Source organism: Pseudomonas sp. MF6767 (assembly GCF_016405475.1).
Classification (GTDB): domain Bacteria; phylum Pseudomonadota; class Gammaproteobacteria; order Pseudomonadales; family Pseudomonadaceae; genus Aquipseudomonas; species Aquipseudomonas paracarnis.
Genome location: NZ_JAEKCY010000012.1, coordinates 43,777 through 69,410, shown reverse-complemented (window position 1 = coordinate 69,410; position 25,634 = coordinate 43,777). Strand labels below are relative to the sequence as shown.

24 protein-coding genes are annotated in these 25,634 nt (G+C 59.9%); 8 read left to right on the top strand and 16 right to left on the bottom strand.

The window, feature by feature from the left end:
• Positions 1 to 6: 6 nt before the first annotated feature.
• The 12 genes from icmH to tssA all read right to left on the bottom strand — a co-directional run bounded on the left by icmH (position 7) and on the right by tssA (position 12,430).
• Positions 7 to 867 carry a type IVB secretion system protein IcmH/DotU gene (gene icmH, locus JFT58_RS19110; RefSeq protein ID WP_054898533.1) on the bottom strand — a complete coding sequence of 287 codons (861 nt, stop codon included), beginning with the start codon at positions 865 to 867 and terminating at the stop codon, positions 7 to 9.
• Between the two features lie 5 nt (positions 868 to 872).
• A complete protein-coding gene (gene tssK / locus JFT58_RS19105; RefSeq protein ID WP_054898532.1) occupies positions 873 to 2,201 on the bottom strand; it encodes a type VI secretion system baseplate subunit TssK in 1,329 nt (442 codons plus the stop codon).
• 1 nt (position 2,202) lies between these two features.
• Positions 2,203 to 2,688, bottom strand: coding sequence for a type VI secretion system lipoprotein TssJ (gene tssJ / locus JFT58_RS19100; protein ID WP_034126100.1), 486 nt, complete (start codon positions 2,686 to 2,688; stop codon positions 2,203 to 2,205).
• Between the two features lie 5 nt (positions 2,689 to 2,693).
• Positions 2,694 to 3,887 (bottom strand): type VI secretion system-associated FHA domain protein TagH, encoded by a 1,194-nt coding sequence (gene tagH / locus JFT58_RS19095; protein WP_054898531.1) that lies wholly within the window; start codon positions 3,885 to 3,887, stop codon positions 2,694 to 2,696.
• A 10-nt stretch (positions 3,888 to 3,897) separates the two neighbouring features.
• Positions 3,898 to 4,029, bottom strand: a complete 132-nt coding sequence (locus tag JFT58_RS19090) for a hypothetical protein (protein ID WP_034126102.1) — start codon at positions 4,027 to 4,029, stop codon at positions 3,898 to 3,900.
• A 35-nt stretch (positions 4,030 to 4,064) separates the two neighbouring features.
• On the bottom strand, positions 4,065 to 5,594 hold the full coding sequence (locus tag JFT58_RS19085; RefSeq protein ID WP_054898530.1) for a sigma-54-dependent Fis family transcriptional regulator: 1,530 nt from the start codon (positions 5,592 to 5,594) through the stop codon (positions 4,065 to 4,067).
• Between the two features lie 83 nt (positions 5,595 to 5,677).
• Entirely contained in the window at positions 5,678 to 6,703 is a 1,026-nt protein-coding gene (gene tssG, locus JFT58_RS19080) for a type VI secretion system baseplate subunit TssG (protein ID WP_054898529.1), read from the bottom strand.
• Positions 6,667 to 8,454, bottom strand: coding sequence for a type VI secretion system baseplate subunit TssF (gene tssF / locus JFT58_RS19075; RefSeq protein ID WP_054898528.1), 1,788 nt, complete (start codon positions 8,452 to 8,454; stop codon positions 6,667 to 6,669). The genes tssG and tssF overlap by 37 nt, the downstream gene beginning before the upstream one ends.
• On the bottom strand, positions 8,444 to 8,845 hold the full coding sequence (tssE, locus tag JFT58_RS19070) for a type VI secretion system baseplate subunit TssE (protein WP_054898539.1): 402 nt from the start codon (positions 8,843 to 8,845) through the stop codon (positions 8,444 to 8,446). The genes tssF and tssE overlap by 11 nt, the downstream gene beginning before the upstream one ends.
• Before the next feature lie 14 nt (positions 8,846 to 8,859).
• Positions 8,860 to 10,338: a type VI secretion system contractile sheath large subunit gene (gene tssC / locus JFT58_RS19065; RefSeq protein ID WP_054898527.1), complete on the bottom strand. Its 1,479-nt coding sequence runs from the start codon at positions 10,336 to 10,338 to the stop codon at positions 8,860 to 8,862.
• A 15-nt stretch (positions 10,339 to 10,353) separates the two neighbouring features.
• Positions 10,354 to 10,863: a type VI secretion system contractile sheath small subunit gene (tssB, locus tag JFT58_RS19060; protein ID WP_054898526.1), complete on the bottom strand. Its 510-nt coding sequence runs from the start codon at positions 10,861 to 10,863 to the stop codon at positions 10,354 to 10,356.
• Between the two features lie 25 nt (positions 10,864 to 10,888).
• Positions 10,889 to 12,430 carry a type VI secretion system protein TssA gene (tssA, locus tag JFT58_RS19055; RefSeq protein WP_054898525.1) on the bottom strand — a complete coding sequence of 514 codons (1,542 nt, stop codon included), beginning with the start codon at positions 12,428 to 12,430 and terminating at the stop codon, positions 10,889 to 10,891.
• Positions 12,431 to 12,898: 468 nt separating this feature from the next.
• Here tssA and JFT58_RS19050 point away from each other — a divergent pair, with 468 nt between their 5' ends.
• Positions 12,899 to 13,417, top strand: a complete 519-nt coding sequence (locus JFT58_RS19050) for an Hcp family type VI secretion system effector (RefSeq protein ID WP_034126109.1) — start codon at positions 12,899 to 12,901, stop codon at positions 13,415 to 13,417.
• 234 nt (positions 13,418 to 13,651) lie between these two features.
• A complete protein-coding gene (locus tag JFT58_RS19045) occupies positions 13,652 to 14,140 on the top strand; it encodes an HIT family protein (RefSeq protein ID WP_054898524.1) in 489 nt (162 codons plus the stop codon).
• Here the strand turns inward: JFT58_RS19045 and JFT58_RS19040 are convergent.
• A complete protein-coding gene (locus JFT58_RS19040) occupies positions 14,124 to 14,606 on the bottom strand; it encodes a GNAT family N-acetyltransferase (RefSeq protein ID WP_054898523.1) in 483 nt (160 codons plus the stop codon). The two genes, JFT58_RS19045 and JFT58_RS19040, sit on opposite strands and share 17 nt — an antisense overlap.
• Before the next feature lie 176 nt (positions 14,607 to 14,782).
• Here JFT58_RS19040 and JFT58_RS19035 point away from each other — a divergent pair, with 176 nt between their 5' ends.
• Positions 14,783 to 15,118: a hypothetical protein gene (locus JFT58_RS19035; protein WP_044273082.1), complete on the top strand. Its 336-nt coding sequence runs from the start codon at positions 14,783 to 14,785 to the stop codon at positions 15,116 to 15,118.
• On the opposite strand, the gene JFT58_RS19030 is transcribed toward JFT58_RS19035, so the two are convergent.
• A complete protein-coding gene (locus tag JFT58_RS19030; protein ID WP_034126112.1) occupies positions 15,108 to 16,721 on the bottom strand; it encodes an ATP-binding response regulator in 1,614 nt (537 codons plus the stop codon). The genes JFT58_RS19035 and JFT58_RS19030 overlap by 11 nt on opposite strands.
• A gap of 180 nt (positions 16,722 to 16,901) precedes the next feature.
• Between JFT58_RS19030 and JFT58_RS19025 the strand changes: the two genes are divergently transcribed.
• The 5 genes from JFT58_RS19025 (at position 16,902) to argE (ending at position 21,287) form a co-directional block, all read left to right on the top strand.
• The gene (locus JFT58_RS19025) at positions 16,902 to 17,504 is read left to right on the top strand and encodes a LuxR C-terminal-related transcriptional regulator (RefSeq protein ID WP_054898522.1); all 603 of its coding nucleotides are present in this window, start codon (positions 16,902 to 16,904) and stop codon (positions 17,502 to 17,504) included.
• 189 nt (positions 17,505 to 17,693) lie between these two features.
• Positions 17,694 to 19,025 (top strand): flavin-containing monooxygenase, encoded by a 1,332-nt coding sequence (locus JFT58_RS19020; protein ID WP_371264156.1) that lies wholly within the window; start codon positions 17,694 to 17,696, stop codon positions 19,023 to 19,025.
• A 23-nt stretch (positions 19,026 to 19,048) separates the two neighbouring features.
• Complete coding sequence (locus JFT58_RS19015) at positions 19,049 to 19,459, top strand: RidA family protein (protein WP_014718154.1); 411 nt, start codon at positions 19,049 to 19,051, stop codon at positions 19,457 to 19,459.
• An 11-nt stretch (positions 19,460 to 19,470) separates the two neighbouring features.
• Positions 19,471 to 20,148: a DUF1028 domain-containing protein gene (locus JFT58_RS19010; RefSeq protein WP_054898520.1), complete on the top strand. Its 678-nt coding sequence runs from the start codon at positions 19,471 to 19,473 to the stop codon at positions 20,146 to 20,148.
• Positions 20,145 to 21,287 (top strand): acetylornithine deacetylase, encoded by a 1,143-nt coding sequence (gene argE, locus JFT58_RS19005; RefSeq protein ID WP_054898519.1) that lies wholly within the window; start codon positions 20,145 to 20,147, stop codon positions 21,285 to 21,287. Before JFT58_RS19010 ends, argE begins: the two co-directional genes overlap by 4 nt.
• 115 nt (positions 21,288 to 21,402) lie before the next feature.
• On the opposite strand, the gene uvrA is transcribed toward argE, so the two are convergent.
• Both uvrA and JFT58_RS18995 read right to left on the bottom strand, forming a co-directional pair.
• Positions 21,403 to 23,922, bottom strand: coding sequence for an excinuclease ABC subunit UvrA (gene uvrA / locus JFT58_RS19000; RefSeq protein WP_054898518.1), 2,520 nt, complete (start codon positions 23,920 to 23,922; stop codon positions 21,403 to 21,405).
• Positions 23,919 to 25,631: an ATP-binding protein gene (locus JFT58_RS18995; RefSeq protein ID WP_054898517.1), complete on the bottom strand. Its 1,713-nt coding sequence runs from the start codon at positions 25,629 to 25,631 to the stop codon at positions 23,919 to 23,921. The genes uvrA and JFT58_RS18995 overlap by 4 nt, the downstream gene beginning before the upstream one ends.
• Between the last annotated feature and the right edge of the window lie 3 nt (positions 25,632 to 25,634).

The following is a 25,634-nucleotide window of genomic DNA, read 5'->3' as shown; positions in this document are numbered from 1 at the left end:
CAGCGTTTACAAGGGCGTACGAATCAGGTCCGACGCCGAGAATTGAAGGGGTTGCAGTGCATTCGATCGTTCCTTGCTCAGTACCCAGGCAAATCCTGTATACAGAGCCAACAAACAGCTCAGGGTGAATGCCACACACCAGGTGACGGGAATGACACGGATCCGCTTGTGCGGGTCCTTCCCCTGTATGGCAGGCAGTAGCGGCGCCTTCAGCGGTTCCCCACGTACATGCCTGATCTGGCGATACAAGGCATCACGAACAGCCTCAAGTTGTGACGCGCCCCGCTCCATGACCCGGTATTTGCCCTCGAACCCCAAAGATAGACACAGGTACAAAAGCTCCAGCATCGCCAGGTGCTTGAGGGGGTCGCGCGACAGCCGCTCCAGCAGTTGGAAAACTTTTTCGCCCCCGAAGGTTTCGTTATGAAAGCGGCTCAACAGGCTCTTTTTCGACCACTCGCTCTGCGCCCCCCACGGAGTTATCAAGACCGCCTCGTCAATCACACTGCACAACACATAACGCGCCGATATTATCTGGCTGCTTTCCACGCCGCCCTGCAAAGCGTGGGTTTCAAATTGATTGACAGCCAACGACAACCGCTCGTTGAGCGTGTCCCAACTTTCACGGCCAGAGCAGCGCCTGAGCCCTACAACCTCGGACAATACCGCCCAGGCTGCGTCGACTATAGGGTTGAGCCCAACCTGGAAGCTTTGCGTATCGAGCCTGAGGCCGGCGTAGATCATCCGATCTTCCAACTGCTCATAACGCGGCGGCGACGGGAAGTCCGTTAATGGTCCTTGGGCAGGCCCATGACTTTCCCGGTCAAGCAAGACGGTTTTTTCATCTTGAGTGCATTCACTTTCCATGGCGTTCAATTCCTGATGGCCCAGAAGTCAAGTTCAAGCCCGGTGAACTCACCTCCTACGTGGAAAGCGAAACCACCTGACTGCTCCAGTTGTGCGATATCACGAGCGCTCATATCGAGCATGAAGTAGGTCTTGCCGGCGTGAAATGGAATCTGTCGCGGCGCCACTGGCAACGACGTGACCTTGATACCGGCCAAGTGCAGGTTGACCAATTCACGTATGCGCTCAACCGGCGCGACTTTCAGGTGTGCCGGCAGACGCTGGCGCAGTTCCTGCGCCTCACACTGCGCAGTGGCCGCCAAAATGAAGGTGGCCGTACCAAGCAATTTCAACTCGCTGACTGGGCATACCAGGACGCCATATTGGCGCGGCTGCAAAGCCAACTTGATCGCCTGTTGCTCCAACACCACAGACAGCACCAAGCGCACCTGCTCCATCAGCCCACGAAAACTGGCGCCCTGATCACCGTGTTGGTAATGAACGTTCAACTGCGCACGCTTACTGTCACTGGCGAACGTTGATAACTCACCGAGCAGGGACACCAGCGCACGGAACACTGCTTCGGGCCGCACCCGAGCCTGGCTCAGGCAGTGGCGCAGCTCCAGCTCGGTACGATTGATTACTTGCAGCATCAGGAAGTCAGCGATTTGTGTGCCTGCGGTCGTGCTCTCGCCACGAATACGTGCAGCGATGGCATCGCCCCTGCTGACAAGCAGGCCGATCACCTCCTTGAGACACGACGCCACGTACCCATGCTCCTGCACGAAAATGAACGTAGGGATGAACGTTGTATCCAGGTTCACTCCCCCCTCGTCGGTGGCGTCCAGTACCTGGGCGATCTTGAGTTTGACGAAGTGCTCGTCATGCGGGTGTTCGCCCAACAGAAGACGTAAGTCGGGACGTGCGCAGTTGATCCGGCAACGCGTATCCACACCCGCATTGGCATCTCCCACTTCCACTTCGCAGCTGACGTAGCGTGCCAGCACATCACTCTGTCCTGGCTGGCGAACTTCAAGGTGACTGCCACTGGCCAACGGGAGCGCCAGGAAAACGCCTTGTCTGCCCGTGTCGGTGGGTACCTGCAACACCAGAGGTTCCATGCCGGGGCTCAACTCAAACAGGCTACCGTCCGGCAAAACGCCGCTGGCCTGGTTGACCACCAGCTTGCCCAGCTTGAGGTACTGCAAATTGAGTTCCAGCGTGAGCAAGCCCCAGGTATCACTGCCCAACAAGCGCGTCTGGGTGAGTTGTTGATGATAATAACGGTCGTTGTGCTGCAAGTGCTGTGGCCGCAACAGCATGCCTTCTTGCCAGATAACTTTCTGAGCCTGCATGTCACTGCGCCTCCAGGCCGGCGAGTGAGCCAGCAACGCGTATACCGGTCTGATCCAATACCAGATCAGCACGGTTACGTTGTTGCACGGTCAGCGGGATCAGTAGCCGCCACTGGACATTGGGCAGGTCTCGATAAGCCGCCAGCACCCCCACGAAACGACTGTCAGGTCCGATACGAAGCTTGAGCCCCAGGCGGTCCCCAGGGCGCAATTCAAGTTCGTCGCTGTTTACCCAGTCCTTGGACAGCGTCTGCTGCGCATTGCCATACAGACCGAAGAAGTCGGCATGTTCAAAAGCGACGCCCTGGCGCAGTTCAATCAACTGCACCACAACTGGCGAGGGGCGGCCATGCAGATCCGGGTTGACGAGTTCACTGGCGGTCAGCGCCATGTCTAGCTTGGTCAGCTTAGAAAAAGGCGAGGCGGCGCTGCAACCTGTCAATAGCCCGAACATGAGCAACAGCAAAGCAAGGGTGACTCGGTACATGAGCATTATCCTGGAAAATCAATATGCAGGCTGGAGATCAGGCGCACCTGCTCCTCATAGGCCTTGGCGAAGTCGCCCCCCAAAGGACGATCACTCAATCGCTCTTGCGCCACCAGACGCTGGTAATGACGCTGGTACGCACGCCAATGCCCACCATCCGAGAAAAACCCGACCGACTTGCCCGAGGACTCGAAGCATCCCAACAGATAGCTGGGCTCAAAGGCCGCACGGGCGTTGCGCAAGGTGCTTCGACAGGCGGCCAACAGTGCGACCTGATGCGCTTGCAGTTCCCGGTGAGCCTGGGTGATAGCCCGTACAGCGGGCATCTGGCCTAACGCACTTATATCCAACATCGCAGCTACCGCAGCATCGATGTCGCTACACGCTTTCAAGGGATTAAGGCCCACACCATGGCTGCCGAACGGCGCTGTATCCAACTCGTTATTCAATTCGTCACGGGTGCGCAAACTTTGTTGCAACCCTTCGATCGTCAGGCGAAATAAGCGCGCCACCTTGATCGCCAGTGCTTGCCGACCCGGTTGATCGAGCGTATTCAGGTCCAGGCCCAAGGCTGCTGCAAATTGTGGCCAGAACTCGTCATCAGTCGGCACAGTCATCGCTGCCTGTACCGTAGCAACCTCTACCGCGGGTTCTTCCCGACGTGGGAAGACCACGTGCTCCCGGTCAGCCCCGTAGCGATCCGTCCACACTTGCTGCTCATCGGCGGACTCGTTCAATGCCTCCAGATCCTGCGAAAAGGCATGCATACGGCAATCAAGGTCCAACTGATGCGAAGGGCCCAGCGAGAGGAAGGCGTCTTCAGGGATCGTTACTGCCGAGGCGGCCTGCAAGCCGCCAGCAGGTTGCGGTGGCTCCAGCAAGCGCGCACGTATCGCCAACGCTCCCAGCTCGAACACTTCGCCATCACTGATCAATCGCGCGTGCCCCTTGCGCAGGCGCTCATGACTCCCTGCCACCCTGATTCCGTTGCGGCTGATATCCGTGAGGAAATAGCGGCCCTCGCGGTAGGCGACCAGTCCATGGTGGCTGGAGAGCACGCGGCTGGCGTCAGGTATTACCCAATCACATTCCGAGCCGCGGCCGATCACGCCACCACTCACGTCAAACACTTTGCGGTCCAGGGGCACGTTCTTTTCGCTCTCGGGCGCGCAGATCTCAAACACAAGCTGCATCTTCATGACCCTCCATTCAGCGGCCACGAGTGATCGCCTGTGGGTCACCCACAGGATGGTACTCAGCGTCATCGAATACATAGTTGGCGTTACAGCCACCCAGCAAAAACAGTACAAGCACGACGATGTGCCATGGACGATCAGGCATCGGCTTTCTCCCATAGTGAAAATAAGGTGCGTCATTCAGCGTTCTTCCCTGGCATCGCCAAAGGGAATGTTCAAGCGGGCAAGACGGTAGAGCAGCGTACGCCGGGCAACCCCTAGCTCCCGTGCCGTACGGGTGCGATTACCGCGATTCTTGTGCAGGCAATCGAGCAAAAACGTGCGCTCCACTCGCTCCATGCGCTGGCGCAGGGTCGCTTCATCGGTAGCGGCTGGCGTCAGTGTCATTGGCAGCGCCAGATGCTCCGGTCGGATCACGCTGTCGTCACACAACAGCACGGCGCGCTCCACCAGGCATTTGAGCTCGCGTATGTTGCCGGGGAAGCTGTGGCTGGAAAGTTGATCAAGGGCGGTATTCGACCAATCGACAGGTGACCTTTCCAGCGCTTCGCAAACCTTGTCCGTGAAATAGCGCGCCAGTTGCTGTACATCGCCGTCTCGCTCGCGCAGGGCCGGTAGAGTGATGGGAAACTGAGCAAGCCGATAATAGAGATCCTCGCGAAAGCGCCCCTCGGCAACCATCGCCGCGAGGTCGCGATGGGTGGCAGCAATGATGCGGACATCAACCTTATGGGCTGCACTGGCGCCCAGTGGGCGAACCTCGCCCTCCTGCAATACCCGCAGCAACTTGGCTTGCAGTGACAGCGGCATATCGCCGATCTCATCCAGCAGCAACGTACCGCCATGCGCAGCGTCGAACAGCCCCGCGTGATTGCGCTCGGCGCCAGTGAACGCGCCTTTTCGGTAGCCGAACAGTTCGCTTTCAAGCAACCCTTCCGGGAACGCTGCGCAGTTCTGCACGACAAAGGCCTTGGCCTTGCGCGGCCCGGCGGCATGGATGGCGCGGGCCACCACTTCCTTGCCAGTGCCGGTCTCACCGTGCAGCAGCACGGTATAAGACGTGTGCAGCACTTTACTGATCAGCCGGCACGCCTGCTCCATTGCCGCACTGGTGCCAATCAAGCCATATGTTCCAGCCAACGGTTTGTCGCATCTGCGCTTTGTGCCAACGATGGGCTGGATATCGCGCAGTGCGAGTAACTGATTCAAGGCGAAGCTGCCCAAATGCCCCAAGGATGAGGCGTAGACTCGCAACTGGACCGACTGCTGGCGGGCGAAGACCAGCACACCGGTCATACGTTTGCATCGGCTGAGCAGCGGCACGATCAATAGCGCACGCCAGGGTATCGCCATTGCCGGGAGGAAGCGGGTGTCATACCCACTGTCTTGCACATCCTCCAGACTCAGGACGGAGCCCTGGTTCAAGGTTGCGTGCAGCAGCCCTTGGTGGGACTGATCGGGACACGCAGGCGCAACGGAGAGCGATGGTATCTGGGCCATATGTTGAGCGGTCAGTTCAAGCCGGCCGGTCACTTCGTCCAGCAGATACAATTGGCTGAGCTCACACTGGCTCAGCCGTGCCGCCCCGGTAACGCATCCTTCAAGTAACGAATGTTCATCGCGCTCGAACCCCAAGCGTGTGAAACAGGCAGACAGCGCGTCGACATAAACCAGCGGGTCGGCCTCTTTACCAAGCAGGTTATCGGTCATGGGCTGCACTCGTCGAAACACGCCAGGGCCAGCACTGTGTCGGTCTTGCCGACAGCGCGCCGATCAGTTGTTGCAGGTCCGCATTAGTCATGGTCATTAATCCCTGATGAATTGTGGGTCAGCGTGACCACGCCATCGGCCTGTTCATGCGCCAGCCAAGTGGTCCAGCCCAGGCGGCAAACTGTGTTCTCACCAATATGCAAGGCCTTGATCTGGCCCTGCGCCAACATCAGGCTCAGGTCGTAGTCCAAGGGGTCCCGCAGGGTCAGGCGCACCAGCGAACGCAGTGGTTGGTAGGCACTTCCGGTGGGCAGAAAATCGTGGAAACGCTCCCAGCACAGCGCCCGGACATGCACCCTGAACTTGCCACTGCGGTCAGCGATGCGGTGCCCCAGAACCAGGTCATCGCCAAGAGCACTATTGGCCCGCCCCAGATGATTGCGCTGCGTCTGGCAGACCTCGACCGTACGTGCAACCCATTGCTCTAGAAACAACGCCTCGTGCATGAAGTAGTAACGCAGGACCGACTCGATCAACGCCGCCGAATGCACCCGTAAACTCAGCAAGCCAAGGTAAGGCAGCAAGCGCTTGCAATCGACTTGGCAAACGCCCCGTATCGCAGCTGCGCCCAGCCCTATCAAGGCAAACATCTGCTCGGAAAACCTATCGTTGGCACCTGCCCGGAAACACGCCCGATAGCGGTACTTGCGCCAGATCGGCAGCATCAGCCGGTGCAGCCGATGGTGGAACAGGTCGAGGAAATCCCGAGTCGGGTTGCCACCCGAGCGCTCGGCGAATGCCTGCTCACCATAAAACGCGGGCAGTGGTGACCCCGCACCGAATAACCCCAACACATTCAGACGCAGGCGTGCGCGCAATTGGCCCTGTTCCATAAAGAACTCCACCCGGTCAATATCGTGCGCGGCAAACCCGAGACCAGGGTTGGCCTGGAACTCCAACTGGTCGTACAGCGCGTCGTCATCTAAAAGCGGATGGGCCTCGCGCAAATGCTCGATAACCTGCAGAACCGCCTGAAACAACGTGAACTCACGGATAACGCGACAAAGTTGAGTCAGAGCTGGGGTTGCTGTCCCATCTGGGATGGCCATAGATACACGTCTCCTTGTGTGCTGATGACCCGCAACTCGTGATACGAATTGAGGCTGGCATAAAGCGCAAAAAACTCATTTAGAACGCAAGCGAATACAAACAGGTCGCCCTGGCCAACAAAGCCCTGGGAATCGACCGTCAGATCGATCCGCACGCCTCGGATGGGCAGCCCGCGGTGCAGGCGATCCACTGGCTCTTGGCGGATGGAGAGCAAGGCGCCCAGTCTTTTCTGGCTGACCTTCAGGGCCTGGCGATCGTAATAACGCGACAAATCGTAGGACTCCAGAATCACTTTCAAGGCATTGATATCGGTCAACGACAAATAGTTGAGCGACATGTTGCTGATGAGCTTCCACAGATAGTCTTGGTCCAGTGGTGGTGCGAAGCTCGCCGTTGGCGCGGTGATGTTGCGGAACGTCAACGACTCCGGCGTCTGCTCACCGGGCAGATTGATATCACCCGCACGCAGTTGGCGCGGCAGGTTGCAATTAGTACAGGTCAGTTCGACCGACAAGGTTTCATGGCCCCGTTCGCGGCGGTTGCCAAACCCCATCCAGGTATCGAGCCCGGCATGTTGAACCGACGAGCGTTGGCGAATGCTGTAGCTGGGCGGTGCCGCCAGGGGCTCAGTGTCGCAGTCATGCTCAAACGACTCGAACGGCACGTAGGTTTGATAGCCCAAGCCACCGGGGCGCCACCCAGTGACCTGATCCACGGAAAAGACGCTGGCATTACCCGGCGTATATTCCCCGGGCACCAAGAGGTACTCATCCTGCTTTCCATCCAGGCGAATAGGAATCGCATCCTGCTTGAACAGGTTGACGATGGGCGTGCAATACAACTTTATGTTGTCCAGGGTGGGACGCTGAGGTTCACGGCCGTGAGTGCGATGTTCAAAGCGCATTACCATGCCATGCGCCTGCCGGAGCAGCTCGTGAGACAGCGTGTGCAGCACACTCAGACCTTCAACGTCGACAAACAGGTACTTCTCGGGAAAAGCAAAGTACTCCTGCAGGTGTCGATAACCCCCCAGGGCATTCTGCGGATAAGGAATCAACGCCTGCTCCTTGGAGAATCCCACCGGCCGAACCTGGTCAGCAGCGAGCCGTAGCATCACGGGCATGCCATCGCTGGCGATGATCGGCATACCGTCGTGATCCAGTAACAGCAGGCAGATCCCATCGAGATGACGCAACAGGTTCAGATACAGGCCCTGACTGACATAAGGATCTCCGGCCAGGTGCAAGCGCAGTGAATCAAATGCCAACTCGCTGAAGTTACCTGCGACACTCATGCTCAGGTGCAAATCCAGACGGGCCCCTTCGCCCTGGCTCCGGTATTCCAGGCCACTGAGTTGCAGGGGCATGACATCGGTGGCGTAGCATGTACGGAACCGGCAACGCTCGCCGTGGATGGTGGCGCTTTCCACGGCGGTGTCCCGACCCACTCGAACACCGGGACCAGCGCGTTTCAACGGATCGAATTGCAGGATGCTGAAGGCCGGTATCGGCCGCATGTAATGAGGCCAGAGCAAGTGCATCAACGAATGCGTCAACTCCGGCAGTTCGTCATCCAGCTTCTGGCGCAGGCGCGCGGTCAAAAAGGCAAAACCCTCCAGCAAGCGTTCGACATCCGGGTCCTGGCCAGCCTCGGCGAGAAACGGCGCCAGGGCGGGATTGCGCTCTGAAAAACGCCTGCCCAGTTGGCGCAGGGCACTGAGTTCGCTTTGAAAATATCGGTCAAGCGTCATCGGTAAAAACCTCAACCCGCCCGGCATCCGTGAGGCGGGCGTGGAACACCACGGGCTGCAGGATGCCGTCAATGGCCCGCTCAGCCTCGATGGCAAACGCCAACTCCAGGGATTCACGCGCCCCCGGCAACAGCCTGACACGTGCATTCGTCAACCGCGGTTCATAGGCCTGGATAAAGCGCTCGATATGTAGACGCGACTGGCTCAAGGACTCATGCAAGCTAAGCCGCATGTCATTGAGGTCCGGCAGCCCATAATCAGGCAATGTCTTGACACTGCCCGCGCGAGTGCTGAGCATTTTCCCCAGATGGGCAGCAATGGACGCCGCCCCGCCCTCCGGGGGCGACGCACCGCATTCGAGGCGTTCGAAAAGGCTGCCGTGCTCTGGCATGCCGTAGCCTCTGCTCATTCTTTATCCAGCTTACCGACCAGGGACAAAGTGAAATCTGCCCCCATGTACTTGAAATGCGGGCGCACAGTCAGGTTGACCCGGTACCAGCCAGGTTCGCCATCGACATCACTGACGACAATGCGTGCAGCTCGCAACGGGCGCCGCCCACGTACCTCGGCACTAGGATTTTCCTGGTCCGCCACGTACTGGCGAATCCACTTGTTGAGTTCCAGCTCCAGGTCTGTGCGCTCTTTCCATGCGCCCAACTGCTCGCGCTGCAGCACTTTGAGGTAGTGCGCCAAGCGGTTGACTACCATCATGTAAGGCAATTGGGTGCCCAGCCGGTAATTCAGCTCTGCGGCCCTGCCCTCCTCACTGATACCAAAGGATTTTGGCTTCTGCACGGAGCTGGCGGAAAAGAACGCCGCGTTATCGCTGCCTTTGCGCATGGTCAAGGCGATGAAACCTTCTTGTGCCAACTCGTATTCGCGTCGGTCCGATACCAGCACCTCGGTAGGAATTTTGGTTTCGATCTCGCCCATGCTCTGGAAGTGATGCAGCGGGAGGTCCTCGACCGCTCCGCCGCTTTGCGGGCCGATAATGTTCGGGCACCAGCGAAATCGCGCAAAGCTGTCGGTCAGGCGGGTGGCAAAGGCATACGCGGTATTGCCCCACAAGTAATGCTCGTGGCTATTAACCACATTCTCCTGGTAGGCAAAGGTCTTGACTGGATACTCAAGGGGGTCATACGGGGTACGCAACAGAAAGCGCGGTACGGTAAGGCCGATATAACGGGCGTCTTCGCTCTGCCGGAAACTTTGCCACTTGGCAAATTGCGGACCTTCGAAATGATCTCGCAGATCCTTCAGGTCCGGCAGCCCGGTGAAACTTTCCAAACCGAAGAACCCGGGCCCGGCAGCGGCGATAAAAGGCGCGTGGGCCATGCTGGCGACGCTGGATGCGTACTGCATCAGCTTCACATCAGGTGCGTTGGGCGAGAGAAAGTAGTTGGCAATGATTGCGCCCACCGGCTGTCCGCCGAACTGGCCGTATTCAGCACTGTAGACATGTTTGTAAAGCCCGGACTGGGTGATCTCCGATGAGTCTTCGAAGTCGTCCAGGAGGTCCTGGCGCGAGACATTCAAGAGCTCGATCTTGATGTTTTCGCGAAAATTGGTGCGCTCGACCAGCAACTGCAAGCCTCGCCATGAAGCCTCCAGTGCCTGGAAGTCCGGATGGTGCAGGATTTCATCCATTTGCTGGCTGAGCTTGGTATCGATCTCGGCAATCATGCGGTCGACCAGGTGTTTCTTTACCGGCTCATCACAGTTATGTGGCTTCACCAGCTCTGCAATGAACGCCGACACGCCGCGCTTGGCGATGCCGTAAGCCTCGTCGTCGGCACTGAGCAAGGTCTGGGCAATGATGTTATCGAGGATGCTGCAGGTTTCGGTGGTTTGTACGAGTTTCGAGCTGTGTTCAATCGTGTTCATGGTGTCAGTGTCCCTTTACTGAAACGGCAATGCTTGAGGGCTGTCCAGCCCCAGTTCGGCCAGGACTCGAGCGCGGGAGTCGTCATTGGCCAATGCCTGCTCGATAGCCTTGCGAAAGTTCGGCGTGTTCCCCAGCGGTCCCTTGAGCGCCACCAGGGCTTCACGCAATGCCATCAGCTTTTGCAACGCCGGGATCTGCTCGACCAGGTTTGCGGGGTTGAAGTCCCTCATGACGTTGATCTGCACCTGGATCGGCAACTCCTCCACATCAGCGGTATCCTGCAGGCGATTGGGTACGCTCAGCGTCAGGCTCAAGGCTTGCTTGGCCAACACCTCGTCAAAGGTGTGCTTGTCGATACCGATGGGCTTGCGATCCTCGAGTTTGCGATGGTCCGCACGCTGGGAAAAATCTCCCAGCACCAGCAGCTTCAACGGCAGCTCGACTTCTTCCTGGGCCCCACCGACAGCGGGTTTGAAAGTAATATTGATACGTTCCTTGGGGGCTACCGAACCGTCTTTGGCCATGGTGCTTTTCCTTTTTGATGAGGCGCTATTCAAGTACTGCTTCAAGATCGAAATGGCACAACCTGCGATGCAGTGCGTCTTTGCAGTCGCATATGGGCTGGGTTTGTGGCAACAGCTCATAGCAGCGGTACAGAAGCTTGCCGACTTGCAAGGTCAGCGCCGGCTCCCAACTTTCCAGACCTGTGCGCTGTAATTGAAGGTCGAGTTCTTCCAGCTGAAGCCTGGCCAGCTCATGCTTGCCAGCCGCCACGCACAACCTGGCCAGCGCCAGGCGCCAATGAAAGCGCGCTCGATCACCGCACGCCGCCTGCAGCCCTTGCTTGAGTACGGCCACTGCTGCCTTGAGGCCGTCCTTTCGCAGGCAAGGCATCACCGCTTGCAATGTGGTCTCCCAGGGCTGCGTGTGACTGTCGGCGACAACATGGGAGGGCTCGGGCTTGTGCACGTGACGCATCACATGCAGCGCGATCCACTCACCTGTCGCAGGGTCGGCAAAGGGGGTGCCGTCGTTGAACCGATATTCAGGCAGGTGCGGCAGGCGCTGCAGCAGCAGAGCCAAATGCATCTCCAGTTCAGTCATGGCCAGGTTTGCATGCAAGGCGTCCAGGCACTCCCAGACCATGCGCAAACCATCCAACCAGAACAACGCACCCGCCAGGCTTACCTCAAGCTCAGGCAACAGATCGGCGTGATGGCCTTGGCTGAGACGCTCTTGATAGCGCTTGCGCTTGTCCGCGACCAACGGGCGCAACGCCGTTACTCGCTCACTGTTGGCGTCGGGATAATTGACGAGCATCAACCACGCCAAGGTTCGACCCAGGCGCAAGGCACGCAGGTCGGTTGCGTCCTGGCGCAACCACCAGGCACATAACGGGCGGGCCTGCTCCTGTAAAGTGCGCAGCAGTCTGTGCGCGTCTTTTTCGTTATTGATCGGTTGCCCGGGACTCAGCAACTGGGTCGTCTGCTTGACCTGGGCAATGACGTTCGCGACACCGCCAGGTTCGGATACACCCTGCGCCAAGCGCTCCGACAATTGCCGGCGAATCGGCAGCAGCAAAGGTGCATCGCTTCCAAGTTGTTCGCCCCATAGCTGGTCGAGACATGCCAGGTGTTCCAACAGGGCCTGGAATAAAGGCCGTTGATCGCTGAGCGACGGTTTGAGTGCAAACGCTTGCTCAAGGCGCGACACCAGCCAGCCAAACGCCGCAGCACGGGTTCGTAGCTTGCCAGGGTAAACCTGCTCCCAATGGAGTTCACACAGGTCACGCAGCAAACCGAGACCGGCCAGCAATCCGGCAAATGAATCACGTTGATACAGGGCCCAGACCAACCAGACGGCGACGCGTAGATCCTTGGAGTGATCACGCAGCAAATGCTCGCTGATTTCGCTGACCCTCTGCCAATCCGGCTGGCCCGCAACATGGATAGACTGGGCTTTGCCAAGCTCGGCCTCCAGCGCTTCAAACTCGCTCGAAAAACGCACGTCACTACCAACAAAACTGCTTGAGCAACATGCTGTCCGTGCAAGCTTGCGGTAATGAACATAAAGTTCTTCTGAATAAGCCATTTTGAGTTGCACACATCCGTCCGAGGTAAATAGGAGGACTTAACGCCATTGTCGAAACGCCCTTGAACTTCCATTCAAAACTCATCGAAGTGAGTGAACCTTAGCCACGACAAAAACAATCAGCAAGTAACGGAACGGAACTTAAGAAACGTCCTACACACCCAACAAATAAAGGAATGCGCAACTATTTGCGCACCTCTTCATCGAAAAATCCACGCTTTATCTCCGACAGCCGCGCATTTACAACTTATAGGGCATGAGCAACTAAGTGCGCGCAGGCGTGAAACTAATAGCGCTGAAATCCACCTACCGCTCGACAATAAGCTCTGAACAAACGAACACAGAGCCGCCTTGGTCTTTATTTCATTGGTTTTCATACTTTCAGGCACGCTTCTTGTTATAGGCCTCTGCCCCTTCAGCGCTTTTGCTGTTCGGCAATACCTACTCAATCAGGCAAGGAAACCCGTCATGCCAACACCCGCGTATCTCTCCATCACCGGTGTCAAACAAGGTTTGATTACGGCAGGCACATTTACTCAGGACTCGGTAGGCAGCATTTATCAGGAAGGTCATGAGGACCAGATACTGGTACAAGCATTTGCTCACCAGGTGATCATTCCTCGCGACCCGCAATCCGGCCAGCCAACCGGTCAGCGCGTGCACAAACCGCTGATGATCAGCAAGGTTTTCGATAAATCCTCACCCTTGCTGTTCAGCGCCCTGACTACCGGCGAAGAAGTGTCCTGCCGGTTGGAATGGCTGCGCAACTCTTCCTCCGGGACCCTGGAGCACTATTTCACCATTGAACTGGAAGGCGCGACCATCGTGGACATCCAATCGCGCATGCCCAACTGCCAGGACCCCGACAACGCCCATTTCACCCATCTGGAGGACGTGCACTTCAGCTATCGCAAGATCATCTGGACTCACGAGGTCGCCGGGACGTCCGGTTCGGACGACTGGCGCAGTCCAGTGGCCGGCGGCTAAGCAGGGCGATAGGGCCCCGCTAACGAGGTGCCGAGTAATGGGGCAAGAGCGTTTTGCTTGATTTGCCGCTTTTGCAAAGTGAGCCGCCGCCATTGCGGAACCCTAGGTGGCCGTTACCTGAATAACGGATATGTACGCGGTCTGATCTGACATCTGGTCGGCTATCAGGCCGCCTTCGCGAGCAAGCCCGCAGTTTTGTTATCCTGGCGCTCCCGCCCACACGGACGCGCGCGTATGCACATCGACCCGGCCTTCATCCTTCACCAGACCGAGCACTGGCAGCTCAACCACCACCTAGCGTCGAAGCTGCCGGGCTACCTGATGCTTGGCGCCAAGGTACCGGTTGACTCCCTCGCTGACATGCCAGAAGCCGCACTGGCCGAAATGGGCGGTTTGCTCGCCAACATCCAACGAGTGATGCAAGCCCAGCTCCAGCCGAAGTGGCTATATATCAGCCGCTACGGACATATGCCGGGTTTCCCGCTGCACTTTCACTTCATTCCTGTCTATGACTGGGTGGAGCGAGCGTTCTGGCAGGACGAACGCTACCGCTCGCTGTACGCTTTCGGTACGCCGCCCCTCGAACCCATGACCGATGGCGCTGAACTGACCCTGTTTGTATGGCGCGAGTTTGGCGAGAGCCTCACCCCGCCGCAGGTTCACGGGCCAGGGGTGGCGCAGGTGATCGAGCAATTGCGCGCTGCATTCAAGCGGGACTCATAACGCGCAGCCGCTTCACCATCGGCACACACGCCAGCACCAACCCGGACGGAGAGCGATACACCGCCTGCTCATCGCCTACATACCCGCACGCGCTATAAAAACTTACCGCGTTCAAGGTCGCATCCAGCACAACCTGTTCAATCGCTTGCTGGCGTGCCACGCCTTCCAGATGAGCAAGCATTGCCTTGCCAAGGCCTTGCCCCATGTAAGCGGGCAATACAAACAAGGCCCCTATTTCACCGTCGGCAAGATCGAGCATACCGGTGGCGACAGGCTCGTCATTCAGCCAGCCCATGTAGAACTGTTTTTCCATCAACACGCTGTAGCCATCGCTGGCGTGACCTCGGGTCCAGAGCGCCAGTTGCTCAGCGCTGTAGGCGCCAATGCATTGGCCGCGAATGGCCTCGCGTCGAATCTCGAACGCACGCTCGGCGTCATCCGGCGTGGCACGTTTTATCTCCAGCATCGCAAGCTCCTTCCATGACCTCAAACTGCCACTAGCCCATTTGTGCTAATCGACCCCACCCCACGGCGGCGCTATATTCCGCGGCACTTCCAACGTTCTCACCCACACCGCGCACTCAATGCGCGCGGGTTCTTTGCGCGTTGGAAAAACCAAAACAACCCCAAGGAAGAAGCACCATGAAACTCCACTCCCCTGTCACTCGTCTTGCCCTGCTGGGCGCCTTGATTATCGGCGTCGCCGGTTGCAGCAATATCAAACCCACCGAAGATCATCTCAAGAAGCTTTCGGAAACCAATCTGGGCGAGCCGGTAAAACGTATTTCCAATGTGCGCAGCGACTCCATGACCACCTACTACGTCGCTAACACAGCCTCCGGCGAGTACAACTGCTCCGTGCCCAGCGGTGCGAGCGGCGGCGCGTTCGCGATTGCCAGCTTCGGCCTGATGAAGCCCGCGGCCTACTGCATGCCCAAGGGCGCCAAAGGCAATGGGTTGACGCCGTTCATGCAGTAATTTTTTCCTGACTGAGCTCACGCAGGGTGCCGCGCAGCTCCGCAGGGCGTACCGGTTTGGAGAGGATAGCGATCTGCCGATCATGCAACGCGGCCTGGATTTTCTCCACATCGTGCCCGGTGAGGATCAGCGCTGGCACCGCCCAGCCGCGTTGTTCGCGTAGCTGGTCGATGCATTCAATGCCGGTGGCATGGTTGCCCAGATCGTAGTCGGCAACGATGATGTCGCAGTCGCTGACCAAGCCCTGCCCCGTGGACTCGGCCTGCACCTCGCACCCCCAGCGCTCGAGCAAAGCTTGGGTGGCGAGCAGCACGTTGTAGTCATCCTCCACCAGGCACACTTTCAGACCGCTGAGCAGACCGGCCTGGCGAGCATCGTCACGCACTGCCGGTTGACGCGGCGCGGTGGCCAGGGCCAGGCCATGCAGACTCACTGAGGTGCCATGGCCCACCCGCGAACGCAGGCTCACCTGCAACCCCATCAACTGCCCCAGGCGCTTGACGATGGACAGCCCAAGGCCCACGCCTTCAACGTCCTTGTCACGCAGTTGGCGCACGCGATAAAACTCTTCGAAGACCTTTGACAGATGCTCCCTGGCAATGCCCCGCCCCTGGTCGTGCACCTCCACTACCAAGCCGTTATCGCGAACACGCACACCGATCAGCACTGGTCGTTGCGCGCCGTATTTGAAGCAATTGGAAAGCAGGTTCTGCACCATCGTTGCCAACATGGCCGGGTCGACCAGCACCCAGTGAGCGCAGGCGCGCAAGCGCAACTGCACTCCAGCCCAACGCGCAGCCTCGGCGTTCTGGCGCACCAGGTCGGCGAGAAAGTCACCCAGGTGAATCACTTGGTATTTGGGCAACAGGCGTCCGTTGTCGAGGGTGTAAAGGTCGAGAATCGAACGAAACAATTGCGACACGTTAAGCAAAGAGCGGTCGATATTGTCCACCAGGCGCTGTTCGTCCTCCCCCAAGCGGGCTTCGCGCAAGCAGGCGGTGAACAGGCCGATGGAGTGGATCGGCTGGCGCAGGTCATGGCTGGCCTGGGCAAGAAAGCGCGACTTTTCCAGGTTGGCTGCGATGGCTTGCTCGGAAGCCTTGCGTGTGCGCTCCAACAGGATATGGGCGTACACCGGGATCACTGTGCTGGTGATCATCAGCATCAGCATCATGAAGGGTTGCGCCTGCCACAGCGGCGTGAGTTGGTACACGATCAACAGCGCCAGCAACGCCAGCCCCGTCGCAATTGCCAGGTAGCGCGAACCGTAGCGCATGCCGTTGCCCAGGTTCACCCAGACCATCACCGCATACAGCGGCAATGCCGCCTCACCGCCCATCACCAGGCCGAACGAAGTGCCCGTGTAGTCGTGGATCATGCCGAAGATCCGCCGCGCCGGATAATGCCCAGGCCAGCGTGCGATCACCTGGCGCAACACGATGGATGCCAGCAGGAACAGCAAGATATACAGGATCACCGGCAGATAGGTGTCCAACGACTGCCCAGGCAAAAAGCCCAGCACGCCGATGTAAACGATAGCGATGCTGGCCACCACGATGCGCAGATTAGCCTGATCGAGTTCGGAGTTGGTCTCGGGGCTCATCGTCATATCCTTGACCTATCATCTGTAGGAGCGAGCTTGCTCGCGAAAAACGTCAACGATAACGCGTTGACCTGGGAATACGCGGTGCCGGTGCGTGCTTCGCGAGCAAGCTCGCTCCTACACCGAGGGTAAATAAAGTAGCATGCCTCGACACAACCTGGCCCCAGGAAGGAGCTCACCATGACCGGCCGGATCATCATCGCCGACGACCACCCCATGTTTCGCGAAGGCATGGCGCGCACCGTGCAACGCTTGCTGCCCGACGCCCAGGTGCAAGAGGCCGGCGACCTGGCCACGGTGAATACGTTGCTGCGCGAGGCGGGCGAGGTCGATACCCTGATCCTCGATTTGCGCTTTCCCGGCCTGACCTGCATCAGCCAACTGGCCGAAATGCGCCAGCAACTGCGACGCACCACCTTGGTGGTGGTGTCGATGGTCGACGACCCTGCGCTGATCGAACAAGTCATGGCCTTGGGCGTCGACGGTTTTATCGGCAAGAACATCGCCCCGGATGAGATCGGCCAGGCGCTGCTGGCGATACGCGCCGGCGAAGTGCTGGTCAAGTTCGCGCCGTCGGGCCTGCTGCCGCTGGACACTCATACCCTTACCACCCGCCAGCAGGAAGTGTTGCGCCTGATTGCCCAGGGCAAGACCAACAAGGAAATCGCCAAGGCCCTGGATATCTCGCCGTTTACCGTGCGCATTCATGTGTCGTCCCTGCTGCGCAGTCTGAAGGTACCGTCGCGGGCGGCGGCGGCGGTGAAGTACTCCGGAGAGCTCTAAGCTGTTTGTAGGAGCGAGCTTACTCGCGAGAAAACCACAGGCGCCGCGTTGACTCAGAAAACACGCGTTAGCGTTGACGTTTTTCGCGAGCAAGCTAGCTCCTACAGCCCCCTCTGCATCCGATATTTATGCTCAATTCCCAACTTAATAATATTTTATTAATCACCGCCCGCCCCCTAACTTGACGTCATGCCCAAGCTGAATCCAACTGCATTACGCAAGGACAGACACATGACTCAAGCAATAACAAAAATAGACACGCTGGTGGTGGGCGCAGGTCAGGCTGGCGTGGCCATGAGCGAGCATTTGAGCAAGCAAGGCGTGCCGCACCTGGTGCTGGAGCGCAGCCGTATCGCCGAACGCTGGCGCACCGGGCGCTGGGACTCGTTGGTCGCCAACGGCCCGGCCTGGCATGACCGCTTCCCCGGTCTGGAATTCGACGACGTCCCTGCCGATGGCTTCGCGCCAAAAGAGCGTGTCGCCGATTACTTTGAAGCCTACGCACGCAAATTCAATGCGCCGATCCGCACTGGCGTGGACGTGACGTCAGTGGTACGTAACATCGGCCGCCCCGGCTTCACCGTGCACACCAGTGAAGGTGTGATCGAAGCCAACCGCGTGGTCGCCGCCACCGGGCCATTCCAGAAGCCCGTGATTCCAGGCATAGCGCCGACAGGCACGGCTCTGCACCAGATCCATTCCGCCGACTATCGCAACCCTGGGCAACTGCCGGCGGGCGCCGTATTAGTGGTGGGCGCCGGTTCTTCCGGCGTACAAATCGCCGATGAACTGCAGCGCGCCGGTCGCCAGGTCTACCTGTCGGTAGGCGCCCATGACCGCCCGCCCCGCGCCTATCGCAACCGGGATTTCTGCTGGTGGCTGGGGGTTTTGGGCGAGTGGGACCAGGCGGCGATGAAACCTGGCCGTGAACACGTGACCATTGCTGTGAGCGGCGCCCACGGCGGCAAGACCATCGACTTCCGTGAACTGGCCCAGCAAGGCATGACCCTGGTTGGCCTGACCCAAGCCTTCGACGGCACAGTGGCGACGTTCCAACCCAACCTGGTGGAAAACCTGGCACGCGGGGATGAGAACTACCTGGCCCTGCTGGACGCGGCCGACGCGTATGTCGAACGCAATGGTCTCGACCTGCCCCAGGAGCCCGAAGCACGTCGCGTGTTTCCCGACGCTGAATGCATCAAGCAGCCAATCCTGACGCTGGACCTGGCCGAAGCGGGCATCACCTCGATCATCTGGGCCACCGGGTTTGTCGTGGACTACAGCTGGCTACAGGTGGACGCTTTCGACGCCGCCGGCAAGCCGCAACACCAACGTGGTGTATCCAGCGAAGCCGGCATCTACTTCCTCGGTTTGCCATGGCAATCGCGGCGTGGCTCGTCGTTTATCTGGGGGGTGTGGCACGACGCCAAATACGTAGCCGACCATATCGCTATCCAGCGTCAGTACCTCGAGTACCGCGAAGCTGCGCCGGTTGCCCGCCAGACCCCTGTCAGCGCCTGATCACTTTTTCCTGGAGTTTTTTGATGCCTACTCACACTCGCATCCGCATGTTCAACACCAAAGAAACCTATCCCAACCAGAGCCTGGATAACGACCTGTGCCAGGCCGTGCGCGCCGGCAACACCGTGTATGTACGCGGCCAGGTGGGCACTGATTTCGATGGCAACCTGGTGGGCCTCGGCGACCCTCGGGCCCAGGCCGAACAGGCGATGAAAAACGTCAAGCAACTGCTCGAAGAAGCCGGCAGCGACCTCAGCCACATCGTCAAAACCACCACCTACTTGATCGACCCACGCTACCGCGAGCCGGTGTATCAGGAAGTGGGCAAGTGGCTCAAGGGCGTATTCCCGATTTCCACCGGGCTGGTGGTCTCGGCCCTGGGCCAGCCGCAGTGGCTGATGGAAATCGATGTGATCGCGGTTATCCCAGAGTAAGGAGGCTAGCCATGACCTTTTCAATCGTTGGCCGCTGCGCGGAAACCGGCCAGTTGGGCGTTGCCATCAGCTCATCAAGTATCGCCGTAGGCGCTCGCTGCCCATGGCTGCGGCCCGGCGTGGGCGCGGTATCGACCCAGAACATCACCTTGCCGGCCCTCGGCCCAGACGTGCTCGACGGGCTGGAACAGGGCCTGGCCCCAGACGATGCCGTGGACAAAGCACTCACCCGCAACGGCTACAGTCAGTATCGGCAACTGACGGCGATTGACCACCTGGGCCGCAGCGTGCATTTCAGCGGCAGCCAGACCCTGGGTACCCATCACGCGGTATCGGGCGAGCAATGCGTGGCGGCGGGCAACATGCTCGCCGACCGTGAAGTCATCACCGCGATGGTCTCGGCCTTTGAACAGGGCGAAGGCCAGCTCGCAGACCGGTTGCTGGCAGCGATGCATGCCGCCATCGCCGCCGGTGGCGAAGCCGGCCCGGTGCATTCCGCCGCGCTGGTGGTGGTGGGCGAGTTGACTTGGCCGATCATCAACTTGCGCGTGGATTGGGCCGACGAAGCGCCGATTGGCGAATTGCAAAAACTCTGGGACGCCTACCGCCCACAGGTACAGGACTATATCGATCGCGCCCTCGCCCCCGACCGCTCCCCCGGCTACGGCGTGGCCGGAGACGAGCGATGAGCCGCAGCCGCGACCTGCTGGAAACGCTGGTGGGCTTCGACACCACCAGCCGTGAGTCCAACCTTCAGTTGATCGAGTTTGTGCGCGATTACCTGGCCGGGTTTGGTATCGCCAGCGAGTTGGTCTACAACGCGCAACGCACCAAGGCCAACCTGTTTGCCAGCGTCGGCCCGGTTAAGCTGCCAGGTATCGTGCTGTCGGGGCATACCGACGTGGTGCCAGTGGATGGGCAACCCTGGACCCTGCCGCCGTTCACGTTGACCGAGCGTGACGGCAAGCTGTTCGGGCGCGGCACCGCCGACATGAAGGGGTATATCGCGTGCGTACTGGCGTTGGTACCCGCACTGGTCAAAACACCGTTGCGCCTGCCGGTGCATATCGCCCTGTCCTACGATGAAGAAGTCGGATGCCTGGGCGTACGCTCATTGCTCGCTGTTCTGGAACAGCGCCCGGTGAAACCCATGCTGTGCATCATCGGCGAACCGACCGAACTCAAACCGGTGTTGGGTCATAAGGGCAAGTTGGCGATGCGCTGCGACATACAGGGTCAAGCATGTCATTCGGCGTATGCGCCCTCGGGGGTGAATGCGATCGAACATGCCGCCGATCTGATCTGCGAACTCGGGCGCATCGGCCAGCGCTTGCGTTCGCACCAGGACCCACGTTTCAACCCACCTTTCAGCACGGTACAGACCGGCCTGATCAGTGGTGGCAAGGCATTGAACATCGTCCCGGCCGATTGTCGCTTTGACTTTGAAGTACGCGCCCTGCCCGCCTCGGACCCCGCTGAAGTCGCTCAAGAACTGCAAGCGTACGCCATGCAGCAGGTACTGCCGCGTATGCAGGCGGTCAGCAAGCAGAGCTCCATTCGGTTCACAGAGCTGTCGGCCTACCCGGGGCTGGTCACGGATGAGCACAGCCAGGCGGCGCAGCTGATTGCGGCGTTTTGCGGCTCGCAAGCGTTCGGCACCGTAGCGTTTGGCACCGAAGGCGGGCTGTTTGATGCGGCAGGCATTCCCACCGTGGTATGCGGGCCCGGGAGCATGGAGCAGGGGCATAAGCCGGATGAGTTTGTGAGCGTAGCGCAATTGGCGGGATGTGATGCCATGTTGGGGCGCATGCTGGACTCGATCCGCTGAGCCAAACACTGCTTCCACAGACAATGCAAATGGATCGTGTTGGATCAGGCAGATAGGGGTCGGCTGGGGGCCATCATCGCAGGCAAGCCAGCTCCCACAAAAGGCCAGCCTCCAGTCAGACCAGCTCCCGAGCAAGAAACGGCGCAGTCCGGCTGGTCTTGCTCTTGGCCACCTTCTGCGGCGCCCCACACGCCACGACTCTCCCGCCCAAGTCCCCTGCTCCCGGCCCGATATCAATCACCCAGTCACTTTGGGCCACCACGCGCATTTCATGCTCCACCACAACCACCGTATGCCCCGCATCCACCAACTGGTTCAGTTGGCTGAGCAAACGATCGACGTCCCTGGGGTGCAACCCGGTGGTCGGCTCGTCCAGCACATACAAGGTGGCGCCCCGGGCATTGCGTTGCAACTCGGTAGCGAGCTTGATGCGCTGTGCCTCACCGCCAGACAACTCGGTGGCCGGCTGCCCGAGGCGCAGATAACCCAGGCCGATATCGCGCAACACGACTAACGAACGCAGGATGCCCGGCTGCTCGGCAAACACCTGCACCGCTTGCTCCACCGTCAGCCCCAGCACCTGGGCGATGTTCAAGCCCTGCCATTTGATCGCCAGGGTGTCGGGGTTATAGCGCGCGCCGTGACAGGTCGGGCATGGCGCGTACACGCTGGGCATGAACAGCAATTCAACGCTGACAAAACCTTCACCCTCACAGTTCGGGCAACGGCCCTTGGCGACGTTGAAGGAGAACTGCCCGGCATCGTAATTGCGTTTCTTGGCCGCTGGCGTGGCGGCAAACAGTTTGCGCACGTTGTCGAACAGCCCGGTGTAGGTCGCCAGGTTGGAACGCGGCGTGCGGCCGATGGGCTTCTGGTCCACCTGCACCAGGCGCTGAATGTGCTCGAGCCCGGCGCTGATGCGCCCGCCACTGGCTTGCGGTGCAGCATCTTCCAGGCTCGGTTCGTCGTCGCTTTCCAGCACACGCCCCAGGCCCGTGCCCACCAATTCCAGCAGCGCCTGGCTGACCAGGCTGGATTTGCCCGAGCCGGAAATCCCCGTCACCGCGGTGAAACAGCCCAGCGGGAAATCCACGTTCAAATCTTTCAGGTTATTTCGCGTCACGCCTTTGAGCTTCAGCCAACCGGCCGGCTCGCGGCTTGGCACATTGGCCGGGCGAGGTGAGGCAAACAGGTATTCGCGGGTCTGCGAGGCCTCGACATCCGCCAACCCTGCGGGCGGCCCGCTGTACAGCACTTGCCCGCCATGTTCGCCGGCAGCCGGGCCCACGTCGATCAGCCAGTCGGCGCGGCGCATGGTTTCCAGGTCATGTTCCACCACAAACAGCGAATTGCCCGCGGCCTTCAAACGATCAAGCGCGGTGAACAATGCTTCGCCATCCGCCGGGTGCAGGCCCGCCGAAGGCTCATCGAGCACATAAATAACACCGAACAACTGCGAGCCCAATTGGGTAGCCAGGCGCAGACGCTGCAGTTCCCCGGACGACAGGGTCGGCGTGCTGCGCTCCAGGGACAGATAGCCCAGGCCCAGTTCGATCAAGGTGTTGACCCGTTCGAGCAGGTCCTGGGCGATGCGCTGGGCCGCCAGGCGTTTTTCCACCGACAGCTTCATCGTGTCGTGCCCCGCGGCCACCGGCTGCAGCAACTCGGCCAATTGCGCCAGGGACAATTGCGACAGCTCACCGATATCCACCCCGGCAAACTTCACCGACAACGCCGCCTGGTTCAGGCGTTTGCCCTCGCACAATGGGCAGGCACTGCCTTGCATGAACTGCGATACACGCTTTTTCATCAGCGCGCTTTGGGTGTTGGCGAAGGTGTGCAGGATATAGCGCCGAGCGCCGCTGAAGGTGCCTTGGTAACTGGGCTCCAACTTGCGTTTCAACGCCTCGCGGGTCTGCTGCGGGGTGAAGCCGGCGTACACCGGTACGGTGGGGGTTTCTTCGGTGAACAGGATCCAGTCGCGCTGCTTTTTCGGCAGCTCGCGCCACGGGATGTCCACGTCATAACCCAGGGTCACGAGGATGTCGCGCAGGTTCTGGCCCTGCCACGCCAACGGCCAGGACGCCACTGCACGCTGGCGGATGGTCAAGGACGGATCGGGCACCATCAGCGCTTCGGTCACTTCATACACGCGGCCCAGGCCGTGGCATTGCGGGCACGCGCCCTGGGGCAGGTTCGGCGAGAAGTCCTCGGCATACAACATGGCCTGCCCTTTCGGATAGCGGCCGGCGCGGGAATAGAGCATGCGGATCAAGCTCGACAAGGTGGTGACACTGCCCACCGACGAGCGCGCACTGGGTGTACCCCGTTGCTGTTGCAGGGCCACGGCAGGCGGCAAGCCTTCGATGCTGTCTACGTCCGGCACGCCGACCTGGTCGATCAAGCGCCGCGCATAGGGCGCCACCGATTCGAAATAGCGGCGCTGGGCCTCCGCGTACACCGTGGAAAACGCCAGAGACGATTTGCCGGAGCCAGACACGCCGGTAAATACCACCAAGGCGTCCCGGGGAATATCCACATCGACATTGCGCAAATTATGTTCACGGGCGCCACGCACCCTGACGAAGCCCGTTTGCCGGGCGGTGAGCGGTGGGATGTTGCGCTGTGAAGTCATGGGCAACCTTGTCTTGCGCTTAGCACCCTGCGCACGCGTTGGGTCAGGGCATCGGGACTGTAGGGTTTGCTCAGCAGGTGGATATCGGCGCTGAGCAGATGATTGGAAGACAGAATGTCGCGGGTGTGGCCAGAGGTAAACAGCACCGGCACCGGCGGGTTCTGCGCGCGGGCCCAGCTGGCCAGGTCGGTGCTCTTGACCCGACCCGGCATCACCACATCGGTGAAGATCAGGTCCGGCGACACGCCGCGCTGCAACACTTGCATCGCGCGGTCGCCATCCTCGGCGGTCAGTACGGTATAACCCGACTGCTGCAGCAACTCGACCACCGTCAGGCGCACGCCTTCGTTGTCCTCGACCACCAGGATGGTTTCCTGGCCGCCGCCTTGCAGGTCCGCATCACTGTAGTCGTCGAGGCATTCAGGCTCCAGGCAGTGGGGGAAATACATCTGCACCACCGAGCCCTTGCCCTCCTCGCTCCACATGTCCACGTGCCCGCCACTTTGGCGCACAAAACCGAACACCATGCTCAACCCCAGGCCGGTGCCGTGGCCTTCGCGCTTGGTGGTAAAGAAGGGTTCGAATGCGCGCTTGAGGGTCGCCTCGGACATGCCCACGCCGGTGTCGGCCACTGCCAGGCGCACGTATTCGCCGGGCTTGATGCTTTTACCGATGCAATCGTCCGGGTTGAGGATGACGTTTTCCCCGGTGATACGAATCACACCCTCGCCTTGCATGGCATCGCGGGCGTTGATCGCCAGGTTGAGCAGCGCGTTTTCCAGCTGGTTGCGGTCGACATTGATGCACCAGGAGTCCTGGGGCAGTTGCACGTCGATATGGATGGTTTCCCCCAACGCCCGTTGCAACAGCTCGCCCAGGCCGGCGTAAATGCGCTGCGGGTTGTACACCGCCGGAGACAAGGGCTGGCGACGGGCAAAGGCCAGCAGTTGCGACGACAGCTTGGCCCCTCGCTCCACGGCGGCGATGGCCGCGGTGACGCGACGTTGCACCTGACAATTGTCCGGCTCATGCCGGGCGAGCAAATGCAGGTTGCCGGCGATCACTTGCAGCAGGTTATTGAAGTCATGGGCCACGCCACCGGTCAGGCCGCCAATCGCTTCCAGCTTCTGTGACTGGCGCAACTGGTCTTCTGCGGCAGACCGCGCCTGCACTTCAGCGGCTACGCGTTGCTCCAGATTATGGGTGAGCTCCTGGCGCACCCGCTCGGACTTCACCAGTTCGGTGGTTTCCACCACAATCGCCAGCACCCCGGCCGGCTGTTGGTTGTCCCCGGCCACGGGGCTGTAATAGAGGTCCAGCCATACGCTTTCCGGTTGGCCGTGACGCGATAACACCAGCTCCTTGTTATTGAACGACAAGGTACCGCCCGCCAGGCACGTATCCACCACATGCCGATTGAACTCGGCCACCTCCGGCCAGCCCAGTTCGACCGGAGTGCCCAAGAGGTAGGGATGGCGCCCGCCGGCAAATACCGAATAGCTGTCGTTGTAGATCATGTACCCCGCCCGCCCCCACAGCATCACCATCGGCACGGGTGAGGCGAGCATCATTTGCACGGTGCAAGCCAGGCTCGTGGACCACTGATCCAAGGGGCCAAGGTCGGTACTTGACCAGTCAAACGTGCGAATCCGCTGGGCCATTTCGCCGGCCCAGCCTTCACAGCCATGGGGGTTGGATAAAAATTGCATGAT

Excerpts from the sequence above, each read along its gene's own strand:
- JFT58_RS19040 (WP_054898523.1), bottom strand. The coding sequence starts at position 14,606 with ATGCTGGAGATAAAACGTGCCACGCCGGATGACGCCGAGCGTGCGTTC.
- tssK (WP_054898532.1), bottom strand. The coding sequence starts at position 2,201 with ATGCAGGCTCAGAAAGTTATCTGGCAAGAAGGCATGCTGTTGCGGCCA.
- JFT58_RS19035 (WP_044273082.1), top strand. The coding sequence starts at position 14,783 with ATGAAACTCCACTCCCCTGTCACTCGTCTTGCCCTGCTGGGCGCCTTG.
- tssG (WP_054898529.1), bottom strand. The coding sequence starts at position 6,703 with ATGGCCATCCCAGATGGGACAGCAACCCCAGCTCTGACTCAACTTTGT.
- JFT58_RS19010 (WP_054898520.1), top strand. The coding sequence starts at position 19,471 with ATGACCTTTTCAATCGTTGGCCGCTGCGCGGAAACCGGCCAGTTGGGC.
- tssC (WP_054898527.1), bottom strand. The coding sequence starts at position 10,338 with ATGAACACGATTGAACACAGCTCGAAACTCGTACAAACCACCGAAACC.
- tssB (WP_054898526.1), bottom strand. The coding sequence starts at position 10,863 with ATGGCCAAAGACGGTTCGGTAGCCCCCAAGGAACGTATCAATATTACT.
- JFT58_RS19025 (WP_054898522.1), top strand. The coding sequence starts at position 16,902 with ATGACCGGCCGGATCATCATCGCCGACGACCACCCCATGTTTCGCGAA.
- argE (WP_054898519.1), top strand. The coding sequence starts at position 20,145 with ATGAGCCGCAGCCGCGACCTGCTGGAAACGCTGGTGGGCTTCGACACC.
- tagH (WP_054898531.1), bottom strand. The coding sequence starts at position 3,887 with ATGAAGATGCAGCTTGTGTTTGAGATCTGCGCGCCCGAGAGCGAAAAG.
- icmH (WP_054898533.1), bottom strand. The coding sequence starts at position 867 with ATGGAAAGTGAATGCACTCAAGATGAAAAAACCGTCTTGCTTGACCGG.
- tssJ (WP_034126100.1), bottom strand. The coding sequence starts at position 2,688 with ATGTACCGAGTCACCCTTGCTTTGCTGTTGCTCATGTTCGGGCTATTG.
- tssA (WP_054898525.1), bottom strand. The coding sequence starts at position 12,430 with ATGGCTTATTCAGAAGAACTTTATGTTCATTACCGCAAGCTTGCACGG.
- JFT58_RS19020 (WP_371264156.1), top strand. The coding sequence starts at position 17,694 with ATGCCCAAGCTGAATCCAACTGCATTACGCAAGGACAGACACATGACT.
- JFT58_RS19045 (WP_054898524.1), top strand. The coding sequence starts at position 13,652 with ATGCACATCGACCCGGCCTTCATCCTTCACCAGACCGAGCACTGGCAG.
- JFT58_RS18995 (WP_054898517.1), bottom strand. The coding sequence starts at position 25,631 with ATGCAATTTTTATCCAACCCCCATGGCTGTGAAGGCTGGGCCGGCGAA.
- uvrA (WP_054898518.1), bottom strand. The coding sequence starts at position 23,922 with ATGACTTCACAGCGCAACATCCCACCGCTCACCGCCCGGCAAACGGGC.
- tssE (WP_054898539.1), bottom strand. The coding sequence starts at position 8,845 with ATGCCAGAGCACGGCAGCCTTTTCGAACGCCTCGAATGCGGTGCGTCG.
- JFT58_RS19015 (WP_014718154.1), top strand. The coding sequence starts at position 19,049 with ATGCCTACTCACACTCGCATCCGCATGTTCAACACCAAAGAAACCTAT.
- JFT58_RS19050 (WP_034126109.1), top strand. The coding sequence starts at position 12,899 with ATGCCAACACCCGCGTATCTCTCCATCACCGGTGTCAAACAAGGTTTG.
- tssF (WP_054898528.1), bottom strand. The coding sequence starts at position 8,454 with ATGACGCTTGACCGATATTTTCAAAGCGAACTCAGTGCCCTGCGCCAA.
- JFT58_RS19090 (WP_034126102.1), bottom strand. The coding sequence starts at position 4,029 with ATGCCTGATCGTCCATGGCACATCGTCGTGCTTGTACTGTTTTTGCTG.
- JFT58_RS19030 (WP_034126112.1), bottom strand. The coding sequence starts at position 16,721 with ATGAGCCCCGAGACCAACTCCGAACTCGATCAGGCTAATCTGCGCATC.
- JFT58_RS19085 (WP_054898530.1), bottom strand. The coding sequence starts at position 5,594 with ATGACCGATAACCTGCTTGGTAAAGAGGCCGACCCGCTGGTTTATGTC.